This window comes from Micromonospora sp. NPDC049240, from assembly GCF_040647835.1.
In the GTDB taxonomy this organism is placed as follows: domain Bacteria; phylum Actinomycetota; class Actinomycetes; order Mycobacteriales; family Micromonosporaceae; genus Micromonospora.
The window spans coordinates 41,415-64,539 of the sequence record NZ_JBEZCX010000017.1 but is presented as its reverse complement, the minus strand read 5'-3'; the positions used below and the strand labels follow the sequence as shown (position 1 = coordinate 64,539).

The following is a 23,125-nucleotide window of genomic DNA, read 5'->3' as shown; positions in this document are numbered from 1 at the left end:
TCCGGCACGCGGACGGAGGGAAGTCGGGAGCCACCCGAGGGGCGCCGTCCGGGCGGACAGGGAGAGTTGTCTCGATGCGAGTTTGGAGTCGCGCGGTAGCGGTGCTCGCCGCCGGCGCGGTCGTGGTGGCGGGGGTGCCGGCGTTGGCCGGCGTCGTCACCGTCACCGACGCCGGTGTCACCGGGCGCACCGGCGCCCAGGCGACGGGGGGCCGCGCCGCGCTCGGCGCCGCCCGGACGGTCGTCACCAGGGCGCAGGTCACGCCGGGGGACACCCGGCTGATGCCGAGCACGCCCCGCACCGACACGCCGCGGATCACCAACGGCGAGATCACCGACATCGAGGTGATCGGCAACCGGGTCTTCATCGCCGGCACGTTCACCTCGATCGCGAACGTCGGCGGCACGGCGATCGCGCAGAAGTCGCTGGCCTCGTACAACCTGGACACCGGCAAGGTGGACACCGGCTTCAAGCCGACCATCGACGGCGCTGTGGCAGCCGTCGAGGCGTCGCCGGACGGCACGTCGCTCTACATCGCCGGCTCGTTCAACACGATCAACGGCGTCACCAAGCGTAAGATCGCCCGGCTCAACCCGACCACCGGCGCGCCGGTGGCCGCGTTCACCGCGACCGCCAGCGCGCGGGCGACCGCGCTGGCCGTGAGCCCCACCGCCGTCTACGTCGGCGGCCAGTTCGCCACCGTCAACGGCGTCGCCCGCAGCGGCCTGGCCGCGCTGAACCCGACCACCGGCGCCGTCGACACCGCGTTCAACCTGCCGGTCACCGGTGGCATCGGCGTCGGCGGCATGCTCACCGTGCAGCAGCTCAAGCTCACCCACGACCGCAGCAAGCTGCTGGTCGTGCACACCGGTCGCCAGATCGCCGGGCAGGACCGCTACGGCGTGGCCCTGATCGGTACGGCCAGCAAGGCGCTGCTGCCGTGGCGGACCCGGCTGTGGGAGGACAACCTCTCCTTCGTCGGCGGCATCCAGCGCGTCTTCGCCGGTGACATCGCGCCGGACGACTCGTACTTCGTGGTCACCAGTGGTTCGGGCGGCGACCGGCCGCCGATCAACGACACCGCCATCGCGTACTCGCTGACCGGAAACGACCACGTCGAGCCGCTCTGGATCTCCCGGCACTTCGACAGCATCTACTCGGTCGCGATCACCGACACCGCCGTCTACGTCGGCGGTCACTTCAGCTGGCAGGAGTCGCCCACCTCGAACGTGCCGTGGCCCGGGCTGGACAACGTCGGCTACGGCACCGGCCAGGGCCTGAGCGGCTACGGCCTCGGCGACCAGGTGGTCCGCCGCGACCACCTCGGCGCGCTGGACCCGCTCACCGGCACCGCGCTGGAGTGGAACCCCGGCTCCAACTCGTACGAGGGGGAGAAGGCGATGCTGGCCACCGCGCGCGGTCTGCTGGTCGGCGGCGACGGCAACGTCAAGGGCGGCAAGACGACCGGTCGGGTCGCGTTCTTCGACCTGTCCAAGGAGCCGGCGCCGTCGGCGCTGGACACCACGGTCACCACGCCGATCGAGGGCGCGGTGAAGCAGGCCGGTGAGTCGTTCGACCTGGGTGGCCAGGCGCTCGCCCCGGCCGGCGTGTCCAAGGTCCAGGTCGAGGTCATGGACCGCAACAGCGGGCAGTACCTCCAGGCCGACCTGACGACCTGGGGTGCGTTCAAGTCGCTGAACGCCACGGTCGCCGCGCCGAACGCCACGTCCACCACCTGGAAGCTCCCGGTGTCGCTGCCGGCCGGCGTCTACCAGATCCAGGCGAAGACGGTCGGCCGCGACGGGGCCGGCGACACCACCAAGGCGATCAAGAAGATCGAGGCGTTCCGCTTCGACGACCTGCCGCCGGCCACCCGGATCACCGCGCCGACCGCCGGCCTGATCGCCACCCAGAGCTTCGTCGCCACCGGCACCGCGACCGACGACAAGGGCGTCAGCTCGATGATCTACTCGTTCCGCACGCCGGACAACCGGTACCTGCAGGACGACGGCAGCGTCGCGGCGGTCTACAACACGTTCCGGGGCGAGCCGGACGTGCTCGGCGCGACGTCCGCCACCTGGCAGTACGAGGTGACGCTGCCGACCGAGGGGCAGTGGCGGATGACCGCCACCGCGGTCGACACGGCCGGGCAGAGCGACCTGCGCGGCGACACCCGGGACTGGACCGTCTCGGCGACCGGTGTCCCGCCGACCGTGGCGATCACCGCGCCGGTGGCGATGACCCCGCCCACCGCCGCCGCGCCGCTGACCGTGGCGCCGGGCGCGACGGTCACGTTCGCCGGCACCGCCGCCGACGAGGACGCGCTGAAGTCGGTCGAGATCTACCTGCGGAACAACACCACCCGCGAGGCGCTGGCCGCGGACGGCACCTGGGGCGCCGACTCGGTCGCCGCGTACCACCGGATCTCCCCGACCAACCTCGACGCCGCCACGTTCGACTGGTCCTTCACCACGGTTCCGCTCACCCCCGGCGTCTACGACTTCCGGGTACGCGCCACCGACAGGCTGGGCCTGACCACGTCCAACACCAACCTGGGCCGGCTCACCGTCACCGCGCAGGTGCCCGGCGACGCCTTCCCGAACGGGCTGCTCAGCTTCACCGGGACCGACCAGAACGTCGACCGGCTGCACCTCGACCTGGCCGGCACGGCGACCGACGACAAGGGCGTGAAGGCCGTCCGGGTGGCGCTGCGCGACCTGGACACCGGCCGGTACGTCCAGCCGAACGGCACGATGGCCGCGGCGTTCGCCACGCTCGACGCGACGCTCGCCGCCCCGAACGCCACCAGCACCACGTTCACGCTCCCGGTCGACCTGCCCACGAAGGGCACCTACAGCGTCGAGGCGTGGGCGGTGGACACGGCCGGCCAGCAGGACGGCTCGACCAGTGGCGCCACCGCGAAGTACCTGGTCTACCCCGGTGACCTCGACCCGACGCTGGAGCCGAGCATCACGCCGGTCGAGGGCGAGGTCTACACCGGTGGTCGGATCGTGGTGACCGGCCGGGCGGTCGACGACGTCGGCATGCAGAAGGTGGAGTTGCAGATCACCAACGCCGCCGGGCAGGGCATGAACGCGGCCGGCACGTTCGGCCGGGCCGGCACGTGGATCGCGGCGTTCCTCACCAGCCCGGGTTCGCCGGGGTCGAACTTCGCGTACACGTCGCCGGTGGTGCCGGCCGGCACGTACACGGTGACGATCCGGGGCATGGACAACTACGGGCAGTACCAGCAGCCGGTCCGTACCGTCTCGGTGACCGTCACCGACTGATCCCGGTCGGCCGCGGGCCGGTCCGCGTCGGTTCTCCCGACGCCGGGCCGGCCCGTCGCCGTCAGGGGCGGACGAGCCGCATCCCGGCGGTGGCCGGCCGGTCCATGGTGGCCAGGGTGGCCAGCGCCGCGGGCGCGTCGGCCAGCCCGATGACGCCGGTGACCAGCTCGCCGGGGCGCAGCACCCCGGCGGTGACCAGCCGCAGCAGCTCGGGATAGGCGTGGGCGGGCATCCCGTGGCTGCCCCGCAACTCCAGCTCGTGGGCGATCACCAGGTCCATCGGCAGCGCGGGCCGGCCCTGCGCGGCGGGCAACAGCCCGACCTGCACGTGCCGGCCGCGCCGGCGCAGGCCCTCGATCGAGGCGACGCAGGTGGCGTGACTGCCCAGCGCGTCGAGCGAGAGGTGGGCGCCGCCGCCGGTCGCGTCCCGGACCGCGGCGGCCACCTCGCCGGGTCCGCCGAGCGCCGACCCGTCCAGGCAGACCGCGGCGCCGCTGCGCCGGGCCAGCGCCAGCGCGGCGGGCGTGACGTCCACGGCCACCACCCGGGCGCCGCTCGCCGCCGCGATCATCACGGCGGACAGGCCCACCCCGCCGCACCCGTGTACGGCCACCCACTCGCCCGCGGCCACCCGGCCCTGGGCGACCACGGCCCGGAACGCGGTGGCGAACCGGCAGCCGAGCGCGGCGGCGGTCCCGTCGTCCACCTCGTCCGGCAGCCGGACCAGGTTGACGTCGGCGTGCCGCACCGCCACGTACTCCGCGAACGAGCCCCAGCCGGTGAAGCCCGGCTGGGTCTGCCGCTCGCAGACCTGCTGGTCGCCGGCGAGGCAGGTGGGGCACCGCCCGCAGGCGCAGACGAACGGCGCGGTGACCCGGTCGCCCGGCCGCCAGCCGCGTACGTCGGCGCCGACCGCGGCGACGACACCGGCGAACTCGTGCCCGGGCACGTGCGGGAGCCGGATGTCCGGGTCGTGGCCCTGCCAGCCGTGCCAGTCGCTGCGGCACAGCCCGGTCGCGCCGACCCGGACGACCACCCCGTCGCGCGCCGGGACGGGGTCGGCCACTTCCCGCACCTCGGGCCACGCGTTGAACTCTTCGAACACCACCGCCCGCATCCCGCCATCCTCCCCGGCCCTGATGTGCGGAGGGCAAGGGGCAGGGCGCAAGTTGCGGGAAAGCGGCAGAAATATATTGATGCCGGCAAATCTTGACGCGTGTTCGTGTGGTGGCGCACGGTAAGGAAAGCGGCCGGTAGTGCAGGAGGCGGTCATGCGGTTGAATCCGTTCGCGGGAGCGTATCTCACCGATCCGGCCGGCGTCTGGGCCCGCCTACTGGCCGCCGACGGCGGCGTGCACCACGACGACGAACTCGGATTGTGGCTGATCACCCGGCACGCCGACGTCCGGCGGGCGCTGGCCGACGCGCGGACGTTCGGCAACGCGCTCACGCTCGCCCCGGTGTACGACATCTGCCCCGAGGCGCTCGCCCTGGTCGCCGGCATCGACGCGCCACCCACCACCGCCGCGGCCGACCCGCCGGTGCACCCCCGCACCCGCCGGGCGCTGCGGGTCACGTTCGCCAACACCCCGGAACGGGTGGAGCAGCGCTACGGCCGGATCGTGCGTCGCCGGGTGGACGAGCTGGTGGCGCGGCTGGCCACCCGGGTCGGCGACGAGGTCGACCTGGTCCCGGCGTTCACCGCCGAGCTGCCGCTGCTGGTGCTGCTCGACATCCTCGGCGTGCCGGCGTGCGACGTGCCGCGCATCCGGGCCTGGGCGGACGGGCAGATCGCCCTGATCTGGGGCAGCCCCGACCCGGCCGAGCAGGTCCGGCTGGCCGGCGGGCTGCTGGAGTTCTGGCACTACTGCCAGGACCTGGTGCGGCGCCGGCTGGACGGCGGCGGTGACGACTACGTCGCCGAGCTGCTGGCGTACCGGGGCGGCGACGACGAGGTGCTGACCGTCGCCGAGGCGTCGAGCATCGTGTTCAACCTGCTGGTGGCCGGGCACGAGACCACGGCCGGGCTGCTCGCCCACGCGGTGGACCGGGCGCTGTCCGAGCCGGGCCGGTGGCGCTCGCTCGCCGAGCGCCCGGAGCGGGTCCCGGCGTTCGTCACCGAGACGCTGCGCTTCGCGCCCGCCATCGACGGCTGGCTGCGGGTCACCAACCACCCGGTCACGCTGGGCGGCGTGGCCATCCCGGCCGGGGCGCGCTGCCTGTTGCTGATCGGCGCCGCCAACCGCGACCCGGCGGTGTTCGGCCACCCGGACCGGTTCGACCCGGACCGGCCGGACGCGCACGACCACCTCTCCTTCGGTCACGGCCCGCATTTCTGCATCGGCGCGGCGCTGGCCCGGCTGGAGGCGGGCACCGCGCTCACCCGTCTCGCCGCGGCCCTGCCGGACCTGAGGCCGGCCCCGGGGCATCCCCGCGTCTTCCGGCCCAACCTGGCGTTCCGCGCGCACCGCGGGCTGCCGGTGACCGTCGCGCCGCCGGTGCCGACCGACCGCCGTCCGGTCGCGCGGCCGGTGGCGTGACCGGGCGGCGTCGGCGGACACGCAGCGCAGTCACGTCTTCACACCCGTACGCCGGTGGGTTAAGAATGACCCCCTGCGAACGCCCAGTCATCGCCCGTCCTCGATCTGCTGCCGATGCCGGTCCGGCGTCGCGAAGGTGAGCACATGGATCGCACGCCCGCGTCGAGCGCCGCTCCCTCCGCCGCCAGCCGCCAGTTCCGTGCCGAGCTGCGCCGCTGGCGGACCCGGCGTGGCCTGACCCAGCGGGCGCTGGCCGAGCGGGTGCGGTTCAGCCGGGAGACGGTCGCCGCGGTCGAGTCCGGCCGGCGGTTCGGCAGCCAGGAGTTCGCCGTCCGGTGCGACGAGGTGCTCGCCACCGGCGGGCGGCTCGCCGAGCTGTGGCCGCAGGTCGCCGTCGAGCAGTTGGCGGCGGACGGCCGGCGGGGGCCCCGGCTCGGCGAGGTGGACCCGTCCGGCCCACCGGCCGCGCGGCGCGATCCGCGCGATCCGCAGGCGGTGGTGGCGGCGATCGACGAGCTGCGGGAACTGATCGGTCAGGTGCTCGGACAGCCCGAACCGGAGGGCCCGCCGCCGTCGGCGGCCAACCGGCACTGACCGGGTCGATGCCCTGGTCCGGGTGTGCCGTCGGCGTCGCCGGCTCTGGGTACAGATGCTGGTACGGCCTGTTTGTACCACGGTCGGGTCTGGCCTCGGCGCGCGGCTTCCGGCGGAATGAGACGTGCAATCCGCAAGTGCAGATAGAAGTTTGCCGATCAGCGCGGGGAGTCAGCAGTGGCGTCGAGCACGAGGTCCCACGCGGCCCGACCCTACCCGCCCCGCCGCCGTCGGTGGCGCATCGGCGGCCGGATGCGCCTCATCGTGGCGGCCCCGCTCGTCGCCGTGATGGGTTTCGCCGGCCTGGCACTGACCGAGAGTGCCCGACAGACCGCCCGCGCCAGCGATCTCGGCCAGCTCGCCCAGCTCGGCGCCGAGGCGGGTGGCCTGGCCCACCGGTTGCAGTACGAACGGATCGTCGCCGCCGACCTGCTCACCCGGGGCGCCCCCGACCAGCAGGACGCGTTCGCCGACGCCACCACCGCCACCGACGCGGCGGTCGCCGGATACCGCCGGCAGCGGGCCCGGGTGCCCGCCGGCGCCGCCGCCGAGCAGGCCGTCCTGCCGCGGATCGACGCGGCGCTGGCCAACCTCGCCCCGCTGCGCGCGCAGGTCCGCACCGCCGAACGCGCCTCGGTCTCGGCGATGACGTTCAGCTACCGCATCGTCATCGCCGACCTGCTCGGCCTCCGGGAGAGCGTCACGCTCGGCGTGGTCGAGCCGCGGATCGCGGACGGCATCCGCGCCTCCGCCGCGTTGTCCAAAGTGGCCGAGGCGGTCGGTCAGCAGCAGGTGGCCGTGCTGCGCGCGGTCACCGCCGGCCAGGTGACGCCCGCGCTCCAGCAGGACATCACCGCCGCCCGGACCGGCGTCACCGAGGCGTCGCTGGCCTTCCAGGCGCTCGCCCGGCCGGCCTGGCAGGGCTGGTGGGAGCAGGCCGGCAGCGGCGAGAACGCGCTGCGGCTGCAACGGCTCCTCGACCAGGTGGCCCGGACGGCGGCGGGCGACCGCCTGGAACTGGACCTCGGCACCTGGCTCACCGCCACCCAGCAGTGGGCGGTCCGCCTGGCCGAGCTGCGCCTGCGGGTCGACGGGGCGGTGCTCGACGACATCCGGGCCGCGCACGCGGACCAACGTCGCCGGACCGTGGTGGAGGCGGCGGCGGCCCTGCTCGCCCTGCTGCTGACCGCGCTGGTCACCTGGGCGGTGGCCCGCCAGATCACCCGGCGGCTGCGCCGGCTGCGGGACGCGGCCAACGCGGTCGCGTTCGAGCGGCTGCCCCAGGTGGTGGCCCGGCTCCAGGAGCCGGACAGCGCCTCGGTCGACCCGGACGACCTGGCCCGTCGCCAGGCCGTCGACGCGCTGGAGGTCTCCGGCGACGACGAGATCGGGGAGGTCGGGCAGGCGTTCAACGCGGTGCACCGGGCCGCCGTGCGGACCGCCGCGGAGCAGGCCGTGATGCGGGCCAACACGGCGGAGATCTTCATCCACCTGAGCCGGCGGGAACAGCGCCTGGTCGACGCCGTGCTGGCCCAGGTGGACCGCGTCGAGCGGGACGAGACCGACCCGGACCGGCTGCACCAGCTCTACGCGCTGGACAACCTCGCCACCCGGATGGGCCGGATCAACGCCAGCCTGCTCGTGCTGGGCGGGGTGGGCGTCGGTCGGGTCCGCCACCACGACGTGCCGCTGCCGCAGGTGCTCCAGGCCGCGCAGAGCCAGATCGAGCACTACGCCCGCATCCGTCTCGGCCTGGTCGACGGCGACGTCGCGGTGGCCGCCGAGTCGGTCGACGAGGTGGTGCACCTGCTGGCCGAGCTGATGGAGAACGCCACCGGCTACTCGCCGCCGGCGACCGAGGCGTGGGTGACCGGCCGGAGCCTCGGCGACCGGGTGATCGTGCAGATCAGCGACGAGGGCGTCGGCCTGCCCCCGCTCCGGCGGCAGCAGCTCAACGACCTGCTCGCCCAGCCGCCCGCCATCGACGTGGCCACCGTGCGGGCGATGGGACTGGTCGTGGTGGGGCAGCTCGCCACCCGGCTGGGCGCCGCCGTGCAGCTCCGGTCCGGGCCGCGGCGCGGCACCATCGCCGAGGTGGCCCTGCCGGCCGCGCTGCTCCGGCCGCTGCCGCCCGAGGAGTTCCTGCTCACCCCCGAGCGACCGTCCCGCCGGGCGGCCCGCGCCACGGTTGCGTCCCCGGTCGTGCCGGCCACCGTCGTGCCCGCCGGCGCGCGGCCCGCTGTGGCGCCCGCCGGCGCGCGGCCCGCCCCGCAGCCCTGGGCCGGTGGCCCGGCCGCCGACCGGGCGCTTCCGGTCGCTCCGGTGTTCCAGCCGGCGTCGTCGGCCGCCGCCGACGCCCCCACCGAGGAGCTGATCATCTTCGACCAGGTCAACCACTGGTTCCAGGCCGACCGGCCGGGCGACGCCGCGTCCTGGGCCGGCCCGGCGGACGACGCCTGGCGCACCGCGGCGCGCGCCGACGAGCCCCGGGTCGCCGGCACCACCACGTCCGGGCTGCCGCGCCGGCAGCCGCAGGAGCACCTGGTGCCCGGCGGTGTCCCGGCGCCCCGGCAGGCCACCGAGCACCGGGACCCGGCGCGGGTGGCCACCGCCATGGCGGCGTACGCCCGCGGGGTCGCCGGCCGCCGGACCAACCTGATCACCAACTGACCCGACAGGGAGTGCACGTGACCGACCACCAGGATCTCGGCTGGCTGCTGGACGCGTTCGCCGAGCGCGCCGCCGAGGTCACCCACGCGATCGCCATCTCCAGCGACGGTCTGATGGTGGCCGCCACCCGCGGCCTCCCGCCGGACCGGGCCGACCAGTTGGCGGCCACCGGCAGCGGGCTGGTCAGCCTGCTGCGCGGCGCGGCGGCGTTCTTCGACGCCGGCGCGGTGATCTCCAACGTCACCCAGCTGGAGGGCGGCTTCATGTTCTCCATGGCGTTCAACGACGGCGCCTCCCTGCTCGTGCTCGCCGATCCGCGGTGCGACGTCGGCAAGGTCTCCTACGAGATGGCCGAGTTGGCGAACCGCATCGGCGACGCGCTCACCCCCGCGGCCCGGGCGGCCCTGAGCCGCAGCCGCTGACCGCCGGCGTCCCGCCGGACTCCGCACCCCTGACACCAGGAGAGACACCATGTCCCTGAACCTGACCCGGCGCAGCCGTGCCCGCACCGCGGCGCTGCTCGCGCTCGTCCTGCTCGCGGCGCCCGCCTGCGCCGACGACGGCCCGGCCGCCGGTCCCGGCGGCACCGTCAAGATCGGCCTGCTCGCGTCGCTCTCCGGCACCTACCAGTCGGTCGGCAAGGACATCCGCGACGGCTTCCAGCTCTACCTGTCCGCCCACGACGGCAAGCTCGGCGGGCGGACGGTCGAGGTGGTCGTCGCCGACGAGGGCAACGGCGCGGCCACCGCCGTGCCCGCCGCCACCAAGCTGCTCAAACAGGACCGGGTGGTGGCGCTCACCGGCATCGTCGGCGGCGGCTCGGTGGCCGCGGTCCAACCGCTGCTCACCGAGACGAAGGTGCCGTTCGTCGGCTCCAACGGGCGGCCGGAACTCAAGGACGTGTCCCGGGTCTGGCACACCTCCTACCTCTCCGACGAGCCCGGCGAGGCGATCGCGGCGCACGTGCGCGAGGACGTCAAGGGCAGCGTCTACGCGATCGGCCCGGACTACCAGGGCGGCTGGGACGAGCTGCGGGGCTTCACCGAGGCGTACGCCAAGGCCGGCGGGAAGCTGGCCAACCCGGACGGCAAGACCACGTTCACGCCATTCCCGGCGACCACCAACTTCACCCCGTACTTCGCCCGGATCAAGGCGTCCGGCGCGGACGCGGTCTACACGTTCTACGCCGGCAGCGCCGCCATCGACTTCGTCAAGCAGTACGCCCGCTCGGAGATCAGGGACGTACCGCTCTACGCCGCCGGCTTCCTGACCGAGGGCGGTGTGCTCGACGCGCAGGGCGACGCGGCGCGGGACATCTACTCGGTGCTGAACTACTCACCGGACCTCGACAACGCGGAGAACCGGGCCTTCGTGGCCGCCTGGAAGGCCGAGCACGACGGCTCCCCGACGACGTACGCGATGGCCTCCTACGACGCGGCGGCGGTGCTGGACCGGGCGATCGCGGCGGCCGGCGACGACGCCACCCCGGACCGGATCAACGCGGCCATCGGTCAGCTCGGGCAGATCGCCAGCCCGCGCGGCACCTGGCAGTTCTCGCCGACCACCCACGCCCCGGTGCAGAAGTGGTACCTGCGTCAGGTCCGCCCGGACGGGCGGGCGCTGTCCAACACCGTGGTCGGCGACCTCGCCACCGTGGGCGGCTGAGACGTGCCGGTCGACCCGTACGTCGTCCCGGCCGTGGACGGGGTCGCCTACGGGCTGCTGGTGTTCGTCGCCGCGTCCGGGCTGGTGCTCTGCTTCGGCGTGGCCGGCATCCTGAACCTGGCCCACGGCACGCTGTTCGCGATCGGCGGCTACACCGCCGCCGCGCTGCTGGACGGTGGCTGGGCCAGCCTGGCGCTCGCGCTGGCGGTCGGCGTGCTCGCCGCCACCGCCGCCGGCGCGCTGGTCGCGGTGCTGCTCACCCGCGTCGCGGCGGCCGGGCACCTCACCCAGGCGCTCGTCACCTTCGGCGTCGCGCTGGCCGGCGGCAGCCTGCTGGTGGCCGCGTTCGGCCCGGACGACCCGCCGGTCCGGGTACCGGCCGCGCTGGACGGGTCGGTGGCGGTGGCGGGGCACCGCTACGCCGCGTACCGGCTGGTCTTCATCCTGGTGGCCGCGTTGCTCGCCGGCCTGCTGCACCTGGGGGTGCGTCGCACCCGGGCCGGCATGCTGGTGCGGGCCGCGGTCGACGACGCCGAGATGGTCGCCACGCTCGGGGTGAGCCCGGCCGTGGTGCGGGTCGGCGTGCTGGCCGCGGCCGGTGCGCTGGCCGGGGCCGCGGGCGTGCTCGGCGCGCCGATCATCGGTCCGGGGCCGGGCACCGCCGACGCGGTGCTGCTGCTCTCCCTGGTCGTGGTGGTGCTCGGTGGCCTCGGCTCGATGACCGGCACGCTGCTCGCGGCGCTGGCGGTCGGGCAGATCCAGACGCTCGGCGTGGCGCTCGTCCCGTCGGCCGCCCCGTTCCTGCTCTTCGCCGCCATGGCGGTGGTGCTCGCGGTCCGGGCGCGCGGCCTGGCCACCGCCCGGAGGGCGACATGAGGGACCGGGCCGTGCGGGCGCTGCGGGTGACCACGTGGTCCGGGCGGCGCGCGGTGGACGACGTGCGGGAGCGGGCCGTCCGGCTGCTGCGTGTGACCGTTGCCGCGGCGGTGCTTGTCGGCCTGGTCGCCGCGCCCTGGACGGTGGACGACTACACCGTGGCGTTGCTGGCCCGCACGCTGGCGTTGGGCCTGGTCGCGGTGAGCGTCGCGCTGCTGACCGGCGTCGCCGGGCTGCCCACGCTCGGCCAGACCGCGCCCTACGCGGCCGGCGCGTACGCCGGCGCGGTGGTCGGCAACCAGCTCTCCGACGTCGGGCCGGTGCACCTGCTCGTCGCGGCCGGGGCGGGGGCGGCGCTGGCCGTGGTGGCGCTGCCGCTGGTGCTCCCGGCCCGCGGGGTGGTGCTCCTGATGATCACGCTGGCGGTCGGTGAGCTGGCGGTGGTCCTCGCCGGCCGGTGGACGTCGGTGACCGGCGGCACGGACGGTCTCGCCGGCATCGCCGCGACCCGGCCGCTGTGGGGGCTGCCGGTGCTGGCCACCGACCGGGCCCGCTACCTCTACACGCTGGTGGTGGTGGCGGTGCTGGCCGGCCTGGTGCTGCTGGTGCTGCGCGGCCGGGTCGGGCTGCTGCTGCGGGCCGGCCGGGACGACGAGGCGCGGCTGCGGGCCAGCGGGCACCGGGTGGCGGCGCACGTGGCCGGTGTCCACGTCGCCGCCGGCGCGATCGCCGGCGCCGCCGGCTCGCTGCTGGTCACCGCGCAGCAGTACGTCTCGCCGGCCGACTTCGGGTTCGACACCTCCGCGCTGCTGCTGCTCGGCGTGGTCGTCGGCGGGACCGCCTCGGTCGGTGGCGCGCTGGTCGGCGGCGTGCTTGTGGTCGCCGCCCGGGACTGGCTGTTCGGCGCGTTGCCCGGGCAGGCGCCGCTGGTGCTGGGCCTGGCCTTCGTCGTGGTCGCGCACCTGCTGCCCACCGCCCGCCGCACCCGCCGGGCCGGGCGTGCACGGCCGCCGTCCGCCCCGGACGACGCGCGTCCCGGCGACGTCCGCCGGCCACCCGCGGTGACCGGGGTACGCGCATGACGCCGCTGCTCACCGCCGAGGCGGTCACCGTGCGGTACGGGTCGCTGACCGCGCTGGACGGCGTCGACCTGCGGCTGCCGCTCGGGCAGCGGCACGCGCTGATCGGGCCGAACGGCGCGGGCAAGACCACGCTGCTCGACGTGGTGGCCGGCGCCACCCGGCCGGCCGCCGGCCGGATCAGGCTGGGCGGGCACGACGTCACCCGGCTCGGGCCGGCCGCCCGGGCCCGGCGCGGCCTCGGCCGGATCCACCAGCGTCCCGCCGTCTGGGGTTCGCTTACCGCCCGGGAGAACGTGCTGGTCGCCGCGCTGCCCCGGCGGGCCGGCCGGTGGCAGCCGGCGGCGCGGCGGCGGGCGGCCGGACGCACCGCGGACGCGCTGCTGGACCGGGTCGGCCTCGGCGACCTCGCCGCGACGCCGGCCGGGCAGTTCGCCCACGGGCAGCGCCGGCAACTGGAGATCGCGGTGGCGCTGGCCGGGCGGCCCCGGCTGCTGCTGCTCGACGAGCCGGCCGCCGGGCTGTCCGCGGCGGAGGTCGGCTGGCTGGCGGAGTTCCTGCGCGGGCTGCCCCGCGCGGTCGCGGTGCTGCTGGTCGAGCACCGGCTGGACCTGGTCTACGCGCTCTGCGACACGGTGACCGTGCTGCGCGACGGCCGGACGCTCGCCACCGGGTCGCCCGCCGAGATCCGCGCGTCCGGCCCGGTCCGGGAGGCGTACGCGGAGGGAGTGACGTGATGCTGCGCATCGACCGGCTCTGCGCCGGCTACGCCGGTGGCACCGTGCTGCACGAGGTGAGCCTCGACGTGCGGCCCGGCACGGTGCAGGTGGTGGTGGGCCGCAACGGCGCCGGCAAGAGCACGCTCGTGCACTGCGTGGCCGGCCTGGTCCGGCCGCACGCCGGGCGGGTCGAGCTGGGCGGCGTACCGGTCACCGGACGGCAGCCGCACCGGATCGCCCGCGCCGGGGTGGGACTGGTGCCGCAGGGCCGGCGGGTCTTCTCCCGGCTGACCGTGGCCGAGCACCTGGTCCTGGCCGCCGCGCCGTGGCGGGCGGCGACGCCGGGCGGCGAGGGCTGGACGGTCGCCCGGGTGCTGGAGCTGCTGCCCCGGCTCGCCGACCGGCTGCGGCACCGCGGCGACCAGCTCTCCGGCGGTGAACAGCAGATGCTGGCGATCGCCCGGGCGCTGCTCGGCCAGCCCCGCGTGCTGCTGCTCGACGAGCCCTGCGAAGGGCTCGCACCGGACCTGGCGCTGCGGGTCCGCCACCTGGTCCGGTCGCTGGCCGGGGCCGGGCTGACCGTGCTGCTGGTGGAGCAGCAGATCCGGCACGCGGTCGAGGTCGCCGACCGGGTCGCGGTGCTGGAGTACGGCCGGGTGGTCTACGACCGGCCGGCCGACGAGGCCCGGGCCGACCCGGGCGCGGTGGCGGCGCTGCTCAGCGTCGCCGCGGTCGCGGAGCCACCGGCTCCCCGGCCCCGGCCCGGGCTGCCCACGCCCTCGGGCCCGTGAACCGACCGACCACGAACACAGGAACGAGGAACGATGCCGACCGACGTCCCCGAGACCGAGTCCGCCCCCGGGAGCGACTACGCCTTCGACACCGGCGCCGCCGACGCGGTGCCCCAACTGCACGCGCTCGAAGCCTTCCTCGACCCGATCACCACCGGCCGGCTCGCCGCGCCGCTGCTCGCCCCCGGTGTCCGGTGCTGGGAGGTCGGCGCCGGCGGCGGCTCGGTGGCCCGCGCCATGGCCGCCGCCGTCGGCCCGAGCGGCCGGGTGCTCGCCACCGACCTCGACCTGACGCATCTGCGGCCGGCCGGCAACCTCGACGTCCGCCGGCACGACGTGCGCCGGGAGCCGCCGCCGGGGGACGGGTTCGACGTGATCCACGCCCGGCTGGTGCTGCTGCACCTGCCGGAGCGGCGCCGGGTCCTGCGCACGCTGGCCGGCGCGCTCGCCCCGGGCGGGTGGCTGGTGGTCGAGGAGTTCGACTGCACCGCGCCGCTGCGGGTGCTCACCGCGCCGAGCGACGACGCGGCGAAACTCTTCGCCCAGGTCACGGACGCGATGCTGAGCATCCTTCAGAGCCACGGCGCGGACCTGGCCTGGGCGCAGGACGTGCACGCCGAACTGGCCGCCGCCGGCCTGGTCGACGTCGACACCGTCAGCCACGCGCAGAGCTGGGCGGGCGGCTCGCTCGGCATCTCGCTGTACGGCACGAACTCCCGTCAGCTCGAGCCGGAACTGCTCGACGCCGGGCTGTCGCCGGGCCAGCTCGACGCGTTCCGCCGGCTCCTGCGCGACCCCGGGTTCGCCGCGATGTCGTACCAGTTCGTGTCGACCCGGGGCCGGCGTCGGGGTCCGGTGCGGCGGTGACGCGCGGGCCTCGGCGTAGTGGACCCCCGCCGAGGCCCGCGCCACCCGGTCTGGTGGTGCGGGTCGGCCAGGGCGGGTGCTTGGATGGACGGCATGCCCAACCCCGCGATCCTCACCGTCGACGACGACCCGGCCGTCTCGCGGGCGGTCGCCCGCGACATCCGGCGTCGCTACGGCGACCGCTACCGGGTGGTCCGGGCCGACTCCGCCGAGGCGGCTCTGGACGCGCTGCGCGAGTTGAAGTTGCGCGGCGAGCAGGTGGCGGTGCTGCTCGCCGACTACCGGATGCCGCAGATGAACGGCATCGAGTTCCTCGAGGCGGCGATGGACCTCTTCCCCGCCGCGCGCCGGGTCCTGCTCACCGCGTACGCCGACACCGACGCCGCGATCAACGCGATCAACGTGGTGGACCTCGACCACTACCTGCTCAAGCCGTGGCACCCGCCGGAGGAGAAGCTCTACCCGGTGCTGGACCAGCTCCTGGCGGCGTGGACCGCGGAGGGCGCCACGACCACGCCCGAGCTGCGCGTGGTCGGGCACCGCTGGTCGGCGCCGTCGTTCACGGCGCGTGACTTCCTGGCCCGCAACCTGGTGCCGTTCCGCTGGGTGCTCGCCGACGAGCCGGAGGGCGCCGGGCTGCTCAGCGCCGCGGGCGTGACCGCTGACGACGTACCCCTGGTGGTGACCGCGGACGGCACGTCGCTGGTGCGGCCGACGACGGCCGACCTGGCCGCGCGGGTCGGCCTCGCCACCACGCCGGCCGCCGAGTTCTACGACCTGGTGGTGGTCGGCGCCGGCCCGGCCGGGCTGGGCGCGGCGGTCTACGGCGCCTCGGAGGGGTTGCGGACCGTGCTGATCGAGCGGCGGGCGACCGGCGGGCAGGCCGGGCAGAGCAGCCGGATCGAGAACTACCTCGGCTTCCCGGACGGCGTCTCCGGCGCCCAGCTCACCGACCGGGCCCGCCGGCAGGCGCTGCGGTTCGGCGCGGAGCTGCTCAGCGCGCGCGAGGTGGTGTCGCTGGAGAACGCGGGCGGCGCGCGGGTGCTGCGGTTCAGCGACGGCAGCAGCGTCGCCGCGCACACCGTGGTGCTGGCCACCGGCGTCTCCTACCGGATGCTGCCGGCACCCGGGCTGGCCGAGCTGACCGGGCGCGGCTGCTTCTACGGCTCGGTGGCGAGTGAGGCGCCGAGCTGCGCCGGGGAGGACGTCTACATCGTCGGTGGCGCGAACTCGGCCGGCCAGGCCGCGGTGCACTTCTCCCGGTACGCCCGCCGGGTGCACCTGCTCATCCGCGGCGACGACCTGTCCCGGTCGATGTCCAGCTACCTGATCGACCAGATCGCCCGGATCGACGCCATCGAGGTGCACCCGTGCACCGAGGTCGTCGGCGGCGCCGGTCAGGAGCACCTGGAGCGGGTGACGCTGCGGGACATGCGCACCGGCGAGACCCGGGACGCGGACACCTCGTGGCTGTTCGTCTTCATCGGCGCGGAGCCGCACACCGACTGGCTCGACGGCGCGGTGGTCCGGGACCGTCGGGGCTTCGTGCTGACCGGGCCGGACCTCACCCGGGGCGGCCACCGGCCGGCCGGCTGGTCCCTGCCGCGCGACCCCTACCACCTGGAGTCCAGCATGCCGGGCGTGTTCGCCGCCGGGGACGTGCGGGCCGACTCGGTGAAGCGCGTCGCGTCGGCGGTGGGGGAGGGCGCGATGGCGGTCTCACTGGTGCACCGGTACCTGGAGGCGCAATGAGTGCTGATCGGCTCACCACCGACGAGCTTCGCGGGCTGTTCCTGTTCGAGTCGCTGACCCAGGAGCAGCTCGCCCACCTGGCCGAGCACGGCCGGGTGGAGCGGCGTCGCGCCGGCGAGGCGGTCTACGTCGAGGGCGAGCCGGCGAGCTGCTTCTACGTGCTGCTGGACGGCACCGTGGCGATGCACCAGCGGGTCCAGGGCGACGAGGTGGAGGTGAGCCGCACCAGCCAGCGCGGCGTCTACGGCGGCGCCATGCAGGCGTACGTCGGCGACCCGGCCGAGCAGCGCTACCGCAACAGCCTGCGCGCGGTCACCGACTGCGCGGTGTTCGCGCTGCCCGCGGCGATCATCGCGGACGCCATGCGTGGCTGGTTCCCGATGGCCACCCACCTGCTGGAGGGGCTGTTCATCGGGATGCGCAACACGCAGACCATCGTCGGCGAGCGGGAACGGCTGCTGGCGCTGGGCGCGCTCTCCGCCGGGCTCACCCACGAGCTGAACAATCCGGCGGCGGCGGCGGTCCGGGCCACGTCGGCGCTGCGCGGCCGGGTGGCCAAGATGCGGCACAAGCTCGCCATGATCGCCGACGGTCGGCTCGACGGGCGGCGCCTGCACGACCTGGTCGCGTTGCAGGAGGAAGCGGTGAAGCGGGCCGCCGCCGCTCCCACGCTGTCGCCGCTGGCGGCCAGCGACGCCGAGGACGAGCTGGCCGACTGGCTCGACGAGCACGGCGTACGCGGGGCCTGGGAGCTGGCCCCGACACTGGTGGCCGGCGGGCTCGACACCGGCTGGCTGGCCCAGGTCGACGCCGCGGTCGGCGGCGACGACCTGGAGTCGGCGGTGCACTGGATCACCTACACCATCGACACCGAGCTGCTGATGGGCGAGATCGACGACGCGGTCACCCGGGTGTCCGGGCTGGTCGGCGCCGCGAAGCAGTATTCCCAGCTCGACCGCGCGCCCTTCCAGACGGTGGACGTGCACGAGCTGCTCGACGCCACGCTGGTGATGCTCCAGGCGAAGATCCCGGCGGGTGTCCGGGTGGTCCGGGAGTACGACCGGAGTCTGCCCACGGTGTCGGCGTACGCGGCCGAACTCAACCAGGTCTGGACGAACCTCATCGACAACGCGCTGGGCGCGATGGCCGGCGACGGCACGTTGACGGTGCGCACCGGCCGCACCGACGACCGGCTGACCGTGGAGATCGCCGACACCGGTCCGGGTATCCCGCCGGCGGTCCGGCCGCGCATCTTCGAGCCGTTCTTCACCACCAAGGCGGTCGGCGAGGGCACCGGTCTCGGGTTGGACATCTCGTACCGGATCGTGGTCAACAAGCACCACGGCGACATCCGGGTCCGGTCGGAGCCCGGCGACACCCGGTTCACGGTGCTGCTGCCGCTCACGCCGGCCTGACCGGGCGCGGGTAGAGGGCCGGCCGATGCCGGCCGGGCGGCCCGCGACGGCGGTCAGAACAGCGTGGCCGGGCCGACCGGGGCCGGCTCGGGCGGCGGCGCCAGCTCGGGCAGGCGGGCGCGCACCTGGTCGTGGAAGCGCCGGGCCAGCTCGGGGGCGTCCGCGTTGTCCGGCGTGTGCACGAACACGGTCGGCGAGCGGCCCTCGCGCAGCCAGCCGACGACCACGTCCAGCCACGGCTGCCAGCCCTCGACCGTCGCGGCCGGGTCGTCCCGGCCGAGGTAGCGCACCACCGGCCGGTCGGTCAGCGCCCCGGTGCGTCTCGGCAGGCGCGGCTTGCGCGTCCACGCCTCCCGCTCCGCGTCGCTGGTCGGCGGCGTCCGGAAGAACGCGGTGGTGTCGAACGGGACCCACTCCGCGTCGGCCCGGCCGAGCATCCGCTCCAGCAGCCGGATTGCGTCGGCGTCGGTGAAGAAGGCGGGGTGTCGGACCTCGACCGCGTAGCGGTGGGTGGCGGGCAGGGTACGCAGGAACCGGTCGAGGTCGGGCACGTCGGTCGGGCCGAACGAGCCGGGCAGCTGCACCCAGAGCATGTGCGCCCGTGGGCCGAGCGGTTCCATCGCGTCCAGGAACGCCCGGAGCTCGGCCTCGCCACCGGTGAGGCGGCGCTCGTGCGTGACCACCTTGGGCAGCTTCGCCAGGAAGCGGAACTCCGGGTCGGTCTGTTCCGCCCAGGACGCCACCGTGTCCCGGGCCGGGGTGGCGTAGAACGTGGTGTTGCCCTCGACCGCGTCGCACCAGCCGGCGTACGCGCGCAGCCGCTCACCGGCCGGCAGCGGGTGCGGCAGGAACCGGCCTGCCCAGGACCGGTGCGTCCACATGGCGCACCCGACGTGCAGCCGCATCCGGTCTCCTCCCGCACGGCGTCGGGCGGGACCGCCCGAACCGCGCCCACCGTATCCGGCTCCCGTCGACGGGTCGGATCGGGCCGCGCCTCGCCCCCGGTCACGGTGCGTGACCTCGCCGAAGGAACAATCAGGTGTGAGGGGGTATACCTCAGCGTCATAATTATGACGCTGAGGTATACCGCGTCAGACGTCCCACTGCCGCCGGCTCCGACACGCCGGGAACAGCCCGGGGCGCCGACTCGCAGCCGCGGGTCAGAGCGCGGCGGTGCGTGTCACGGCCGCTCCACCCGCGTCGGGTCGCCGCGGACCAGCTCGTCGTGGGTCCGCCAGCGGGCCGTCGCGCCGTCGCGCCGGGCGGCCCCGTCGTCCTCGGCGACCCGCCGGCGCAGCAGCTCGACCGCGATCCGGCGGTTGAGGTGCAGGTGCCGTTCGGTGTCCACCACCACGGTCCGGCCGGAGGGCCGGTGGGTGGCCCGGACGGCCGTGCTGGCCTTGTTCCGGTGCTGCCCGCCGGGTCCGCCGGTGCGGCAGGGCACGAACGCGACGTCGCTCTCGTGGAACGGCGTGGCCTCGGCGTCGGCCCGGTACGGGCGGGCGGTGACGAACCAGTTCTTGCGCCCGTGACCCGGCCGGTAGGGGCTGGGCGCCTGCCAGCAGAGCGTGCCGGTCCAGCCGGCGGCGAACTCCTCCGCGCCGGGACCGGTGATCCGCAGCCGCACCGACCGCCAGGTGCCCGGCCGGTCACCCGGCACGCTCTCCACCCGGGTCGTGCCCAGGCGGTGCCGGGCGGCGTCGGCCTCCAGGCGGGACAACAGCCGGGCCAGCGCCCACGCGCACTCCGCCGGGCCACGCCCGGCGGACAGGAACAGGTCCGTCACCGCCGCCCCCGGCGGCGACCCGGCGCGACATCAGGCGTCTTGTAGGTGACCAGGGGCACCGTGGTGGTGACCGGCGTGGCCAGACGGTGCGCCACCAGGTCGCCGATCACCTGCTCGATCCGCTTGTACGCGGTGGGCGCCTCCTCGAACAGCAGTTGCCGGTCGCCGCACACCACGATCGAGCCGACCGGCGTGCGGCGTAGCTCCTCGACGGTGTGCTTGGCCTTCCCCCGGCGCAGCGCGTCGGCGCGGGACATCTTCCGGCCGGCGCCGTGCGCCACCGAGTGGTTGGCGTCCGCGTCGGCATGCGCGGCCACCAGGTAGGACGGGGTGCCCCGGGTGCCGGCGACCAGCACGTCCCGTCCGTCGCCCGGGGCCGCGCCCTTGCGGTGCAGGTAGTGCCCGTCACGGAGCTCCACCAGGTTGTGGCACTGGTCGACGACCGGCTCGGTGGGCTCGGCGCCCAGCGCGTACGCGACCCGGGCGGCCAGCAGTCGCCGGTTGAGCGAGCCCCACCGGACGGCGTCGTCGTGCCGGGCCAGGTAGGCGTCCGGCTCGGGCGTGGGGCCGGCGCCGTGCGCCTCGGTGTGCTCGCGCAGGATCCGTTCGCCCAGCCCGCGTGACCCGGAGTGCACCACCAGCACCAGGTCGCCGGTGGCCAGCCCGAGCCGCTCGGCGTGCTCCGGCGCGTCGAGCGCGCCGACGCGGGCCAGCTCGACGAAGTGGTTGCCCCGGCCGACCGTGCCGAGGCCGTCGAGGTGGCCGGCGGGCACGTCGCCGGTCAGCACCGACCAGGCCGGGTCGTCGGCGTCCCGCTCGGGGTGCAGCGCACGGTCCAGGTCGGGGAAGCGGGCGGCGAGCCGTTCCGGTACGGCCCGGCGCAGCGCGATCGGGAACACCGCGATGCCGCACCCGATGTCGGAGCCGACCAGGAACGGGTAGAGCACCGTCGAGGCCATGGCGGCGCCGATCGGGGCGCCCTTGCCGGGGTGCAGGTCGGGCATGGCGGCGACGTGCGTCATGCCGTCCAGCGCGGCGACCTGGTGGCACTGGTCGAGTGCGGCGGACTCGATCCAACTGCCGGGGGAGGAGAAGACGGAGACGGAGGCAGGCACGGACCGACACCCTCCCGGACCCCGCCGCGCCCGGCAACCGACTTTCGTCGACATCGGGTCACCGGCTCCATAGACTCCGGTCGTTCTGGTACCACGAGTCCAGGGAGGACCCACGTGTCGAGCGAAACCCGACCGCACGCCGCCCCGCTGCTGGCCCGCCTCGCCGGGGTGACGGTGGCCGCCGTCGCACTGGTCGCCGGCTCCGCCGTCGCCGCGACCGCGGCCCCGGCCGCCGACCCCGCACCGACCAAGGGGCCGTGCGCGTACACGCCGACGCCGGACGAGCCGGCGGCCCGGCCGGTGCCGCTGCCGCCGGACCCGCGCCGTACGCCGGATCGGGGCACGGTTCGGGTCACGCTGCGCACCAACCAGGGGCCGATCGGGCTGACCCTCGACCGCGAGCAGGCGCCGTGCACCGTGCAGAGCTTCCTGCACCTGGCCCGGCACCGGTTCTACGACCGGACGCCCTGCCACCGGCTCACCGCGTACCCGACGTTGACGGTGCTCCAGTGCGGTGACCCGTCCGGCACCGGCGAGGGCGGTCCGGGTTACCGGTACCGCGACGAGCTGCCCACCGACCTGCCGCCCGCGCCGACCGACCCGACCGGCGTACGCCGCCTCTACGCCCGTGGCACGTTGGCCATGGCGAACGCCGGCCCGGACACCAACGGCAGCCAGTTCTTCCTGGTCCAGGCCGACTCGGCGCTGCGCCCGAACTACACCGTCTTCGGGCGGGTCGACGCGGCCGGACTGGCCACGCTGGACCGGATCGCGGCCGGCGGCATCGCCGCCACGCCGGAGGACCCGGCGCCGGTGGACGGCGCGCCCGCCCAGCCGGTGGAGATCTGCAAGGCCACCCGGGGCCGCTGACGACGCCGGCCCGGTGGGACGGCTGACGTCCCGCCGGGCCGCCGGGCGGCTGTCGTCGTCCCGTCGTCCCGCCCGGTAGCCTGCGGCGGTGACGCACGAGCGGGAGATCACCGAGCCGGTCGACCTGTGCCGCCCCGACGGGCGGTTGAACCCGGCGGCGGTCGGGTGGAGCCGCCGCCCGCTGCACCGGTCGAACCTGCGCGGCTGGGGTCGGGCCAAGCGGTGGGAACACTGGGGCGTGGTCACCCCGACGCACATCCTCGGCCTGGTCGCGTCCTCGCTGGACTATGCCGGCGTGCAGAGCCTCTACCTGCTCGACCGGCGGACCGGCCGGGAGACCGTCACCGAGGCGGTGGTCCCGTTCGCCCGGGGCGCGGTGTTGCCACCGGTCAGCGGCGCGGGGGCGGTCCGGGCCCGTGGTGGCGGACTGGTCATCGAGGTGGACCAGGGCCCCGACGGCAGCGCTGTCCGGGCCACCGCGCCCGGTGTCGAGGTCGACCTGACGGTGCCGCTGCCACCGGGGCACGAGTCGCTCGGCGTGGTGGTGCCGTGGAGCACCCGCCGGTTCCAGTACACGGTCAAGGACGTGGGCCGCCCGGTGCACGGCACGCTGCGGGTGGACGGCACCACGTACCCGGTGGGCGTGGGGTCGTTCGCGGCGCTGGATCACGGTCGCGGCAAGTGGCGGTACGCGGTGCGGTGGAACTGGGCGGCGGGCAGCGGGCCCGGCCGGGCGATCCAACTCGGCGGCACGTGGACCGACGGGACCGGCTCGACCGAGAACGCGGTCTTCGTCGACGGCCGGCTGCACAAGATCGGGGACGACCTCGCCTGGCGGTATGACCGGGCCGACTGGCTGCGGCCGTGGCGGATCACCGGCGACCGGGTGGACGTCACCTTCCATCCGTTCCACGAGCGGGTGGGGCGCACGAACCTGGTGGTGCTGGCCGGCGAGACCCATCAGTGCTTCGGGCACTTCACCGGCTGGGCCGCCACCGACGACGGTGCGCGGGTGGACCTCGACGGCCTGGTCGGCTGGGCCGAGGAGGCGCGTAACCGCTGGTGACACGCGTCCCCGCCGGGGCCGGCGGGGACG

19 protein-coding genes are annotated in these 23,125 nt (G+C 75.3%); 15 read left to right on the top strand and 4 right to left on the bottom strand.

The window, feature by feature from the left end; genetic code table 11:
• The first annotated feature begins 74 nt into the window (after nt 1-74).
• Nucleotides 75-3,290, top strand: a complete 3,216-nt coding sequence (locus tag AB0B02_RS24555) for a hypothetical protein (protein WP_357303882.1) — start codon at nt 75-77, stop codon at nt 3,288-3,290.
• Between the two features lie 61 nt (nt 3,291-3,351).
• Here AB0B02_RS24555 and AB0B02_RS24550 read toward each other — a convergent pair whose 3' ends face one another.
• A complete protein-coding gene (locus tag AB0B02_RS24550) occupies nt 3,352-4,407 on the bottom strand; it encodes a zinc-dependent alcohol dehydrogenase family protein (protein ID WP_357303879.1) in 1,056 nt (351 codons plus the stop codon).
• Between the two features lie 154 nt (nt 4,408-4,561).
• On the opposite strand from AB0B02_RS24550, the gene AB0B02_RS24545 reads away from it, so the two are divergent.
• The 12 genes from AB0B02_RS24545 to AB0B02_RS24490 all read left to right on the top strand — a co-directional run bounded on the left by AB0B02_RS24545 (nt 4,562) and on the right by AB0B02_RS24490 (nt 18,258).
• Nucleotides 4,562-5,830 (top strand): cytochrome P450, encoded by a 1,269-nt coding sequence (locus tag AB0B02_RS24545; protein WP_281934801.1) that lies wholly within the window; start codon nt 4,562-4,564, stop codon nt 5,828-5,830.
• Between the two features lie 144 nt (nt 5,831-5,974).
• Nucleotides 5,975-6,424: a helix-turn-helix transcriptional regulator gene (locus AB0B02_RS24540; protein WP_357303876.1), complete on the top strand. Its 450-nt coding sequence runs from the start codon at nt 5,975-5,977 to the stop codon at nt 6,422-6,424.
• 252 nt (nt 6,425-6,676) lie between these two features.
• Nucleotides 6,677-9,094: a nitrate- and nitrite sensing domain-containing protein gene (locus tag AB0B02_RS24535; protein ID WP_357303873.1), complete on the top strand. Its 2,418-nt coding sequence runs from the start codon at nt 6,677-6,679 to the stop codon at nt 9,092-9,094.
• 17 nt (nt 9,095-9,111) lie between these two features.
• On the top strand, nt 9,112-9,516 hold the full coding sequence (locus tag AB0B02_RS24530; RefSeq protein ID WP_107156703.1) for a roadblock/LC7 domain-containing protein: 405 nt from the start codon (nt 9,112-9,114) through the stop codon (nt 9,514-9,516).
• Between the two features lie 49 nt (nt 9,517-9,565).
• Nucleotides 9,566-10,759, top strand: a complete 1,194-nt coding sequence (locus AB0B02_RS24525) for an ABC transporter substrate-binding protein (RefSeq protein ID WP_357303868.1) — start codon at nt 9,566-9,568, stop codon at nt 10,757-10,759.
• 3 nt (nt 10,760-10,762) lie between these two features.
• Nucleotides 10,763-11,635: a branched-chain amino acid ABC transporter permease gene (locus AB0B02_RS24520; RefSeq protein WP_357303866.1), complete on the top strand. Its 873-nt coding sequence runs from the start codon at nt 10,763-10,765 to the stop codon at nt 11,633-11,635.
• On the top strand, nt 11,632-12,717 hold the full coding sequence (locus tag AB0B02_RS24515) for a branched-chain amino acid ABC transporter permease (protein WP_357303863.1): 1,086 nt from the start codon (nt 11,632-11,634) through the stop codon (nt 12,715-12,717). Before AB0B02_RS24520 ends, AB0B02_RS24515 begins: the two co-directional genes overlap by 4 nt.
• Nucleotides 12,714-13,451 carry an ABC transporter ATP-binding protein gene (locus AB0B02_RS24510; protein ID WP_281934790.1) on the top strand — a complete coding sequence of 246 codons (738 nt, stop codon included), beginning with the start codon at nt 12,714-12,716 and terminating at the stop codon, nt 13,449-13,451. Before AB0B02_RS24515 ends, AB0B02_RS24510 begins: the two co-directional genes overlap by 4 nt.
• A complete protein-coding gene (locus tag AB0B02_RS24505; RefSeq protein ID WP_281934789.1) occupies nt 13,451-14,224 on the top strand; it encodes an ABC transporter ATP-binding protein in 774 nt (257 codons plus the stop codon). Before AB0B02_RS24510 ends, AB0B02_RS24505 begins: the two co-directional genes overlap by 1 nt.
• A gap of 33 nt (nt 14,225-14,257) precedes the next feature.
• Nucleotides 14,258-15,091: a methyltransferase domain-containing protein gene (locus tag AB0B02_RS24500; RefSeq protein WP_357303858.1), complete on the top strand. Its 834-nt coding sequence runs from the start codon at nt 14,258-14,260 to the stop codon at nt 15,089-15,091.
• Between the two features lie 93 nt (nt 15,092-15,184).
• Nucleotides 15,185-16,843: an FAD-dependent oxidoreductase gene (locus AB0B02_RS24495; RefSeq protein WP_281934786.1), complete on the top strand. Its 1,659-nt coding sequence runs from the start codon at nt 15,185-15,187 to the stop codon at nt 16,841-16,843.
• A complete protein-coding gene (locus AB0B02_RS24490; protein WP_357303854.1) occupies nt 16,840-18,258 on the top strand; it encodes an ATP-binding protein in 1,419 nt (472 codons plus the stop codon). The genes AB0B02_RS24495 and AB0B02_RS24490 overlap by 4 nt, the downstream gene beginning before the upstream one ends.
• 53 nt (nt 18,259-18,311) lie before the next feature.
• On the opposite strand, the gene AB0B02_RS24485 is transcribed toward AB0B02_RS24490, so the two are convergent.
• The 3 genes from AB0B02_RS24485 to AB0B02_RS24475 form a co-directional block, all read right to left on the bottom strand.
• Nucleotides 18,312-19,139 (bottom strand): DUF72 domain-containing protein, encoded by an 828-nt coding sequence (locus AB0B02_RS24485; protein WP_357303982.1) that lies wholly within the window; start codon nt 19,137-19,139, stop codon nt 18,312-18,314.
• A 299-nt stretch (nt 19,140-19,438) separates the two neighbouring features.
• Nucleotides 19,439-20,044 carry a peptide chain release factor H gene (prfH, locus tag AB0B02_RS24480; protein ID WP_281934782.1) on the bottom strand — a complete coding sequence of 202 codons (606 nt, stop codon included), beginning with the start codon at nt 20,042-20,044 and terminating at the stop codon, nt 19,439-19,441.
• Nucleotides 20,041-21,213, bottom strand: coding sequence for an RNA ligase RtcB family protein (locus tag AB0B02_RS24475; RefSeq protein WP_357303851.1), 1,173 nt, complete (start codon nt 21,211-21,213; stop codon nt 20,041-20,043). Before AB0B02_RS24475 ends, prfH begins: the two co-directional genes overlap by 4 nt.
• 60 nt (nt 21,214-21,273) lie before the next feature.
• On the opposite strand from AB0B02_RS24475, the gene AB0B02_RS24470 reads away from it, so the two are divergent.
• Nucleotides 21,274-22,029, top strand: coding sequence for a peptidylprolyl isomerase (locus AB0B02_RS24470; protein ID WP_107156618.1), 756 nt, complete (start codon nt 21,274-21,276; stop codon nt 22,027-22,029).
• Nucleotides 22,030-22,117: 88 nt separating this feature from the next.
• Nucleotides 22,118-23,095, top strand: a complete 978-nt coding sequence (locus tag AB0B02_RS24465; RefSeq protein ID WP_357303848.1) for a DUF2804 domain-containing protein — start codon at nt 22,118-22,120, stop codon at nt 23,093-23,095.
• Nucleotides 23,096-23,125: the final 30 nt, after the last annotated feature.

Excerpts from the sequence above, each read along its gene's own strand:
- AB0B02_RS24540 (WP_357303876.1), top strand. The coding sequence starts at position 5,975 with ATGGATCGCACGCCCGCGTCGAGCGCCGCTCCCTCCGCCGCCAGCCGC.
- AB0B02_RS24490 (WP_357303854.1), top strand. The coding sequence starts at position 16,840 with ATGAGTGCTGATCGGCTCACCACCGACGAGCTTCGCGGGCTGTTCCTG.
- AB0B02_RS24545 (WP_281934801.1), top strand. The coding sequence starts at position 4,562 with ATGCGGTTGAATCCGTTCGCGGGAGCGTATCTCACCGATCCGGCCGGC.
- AB0B02_RS24550 (WP_357303879.1), bottom strand. The coding sequence starts at position 4,407 with ATGCGGGCGGTGGTGTTCGAAGAGTTCAACGCGTGGCCCGAGGTGCGG.
- AB0B02_RS24510 (WP_281934790.1), top strand. The coding sequence starts at position 12,714 with ATGACGCCGCTGCTCACCGCCGAGGCGGTCACCGTGCGGTACGGGTCG.
- AB0B02_RS24500 (WP_357303858.1), top strand. The coding sequence starts at position 14,258 with ATGCCGACCGACGTCCCCGAGACCGAGTCCGCCCCCGGGAGCGACTAC.
- AB0B02_RS24555 (WP_357303882.1), top strand. The coding sequence starts at position 75 with ATGCGAGTTTGGAGTCGCGCGGTAGCGGTGCTCGCCGCCGGCGCGGTC.
- AB0B02_RS24535 (WP_357303873.1), top strand. The coding sequence starts at position 6,677 with ATGCGCCTCATCGTGGCGGCCCCGCTCGTCGCCGTGATGGGTTTCGCC.
- AB0B02_RS24515 (WP_357303863.1), top strand. The coding sequence starts at position 11,632 with ATGAGGGACCGGGCCGTGCGGGCGCTGCGGGTGACCACGTGGTCCGGG.
- AB0B02_RS24495 (WP_281934786.1), top strand. The coding sequence starts at position 15,185 with ATGCCCAACCCCGCGATCCTCACCGTCGACGACGACCCGGCCGTCTCG.
- AB0B02_RS24475 (WP_357303851.1), bottom strand. The coding sequence starts at position 21,213 with ATGTCGACGAAAGTCGGTTGCCGGGCGCGGCGGGGTCCGGGAGGGTGT.
- AB0B02_RS24485 (WP_357303982.1), bottom strand. The coding sequence starts at position 19,139 with ATGTGGACGCACCGGTCCTGGGCAGGCCGGTTCCTGCCGCACCCGCTG.
- AB0B02_RS24525 (WP_357303868.1), top strand. The coding sequence starts at position 9,566 with ATGTCCCTGAACCTGACCCGGCGCAGCCGTGCCCGCACCGCGGCGCTG.
- AB0B02_RS24505 (WP_281934789.1), top strand. The coding sequence starts at position 13,451 with ATGCTGCGCATCGACCGGCTCTGCGCCGGCTACGCCGGTGGCACCGTG.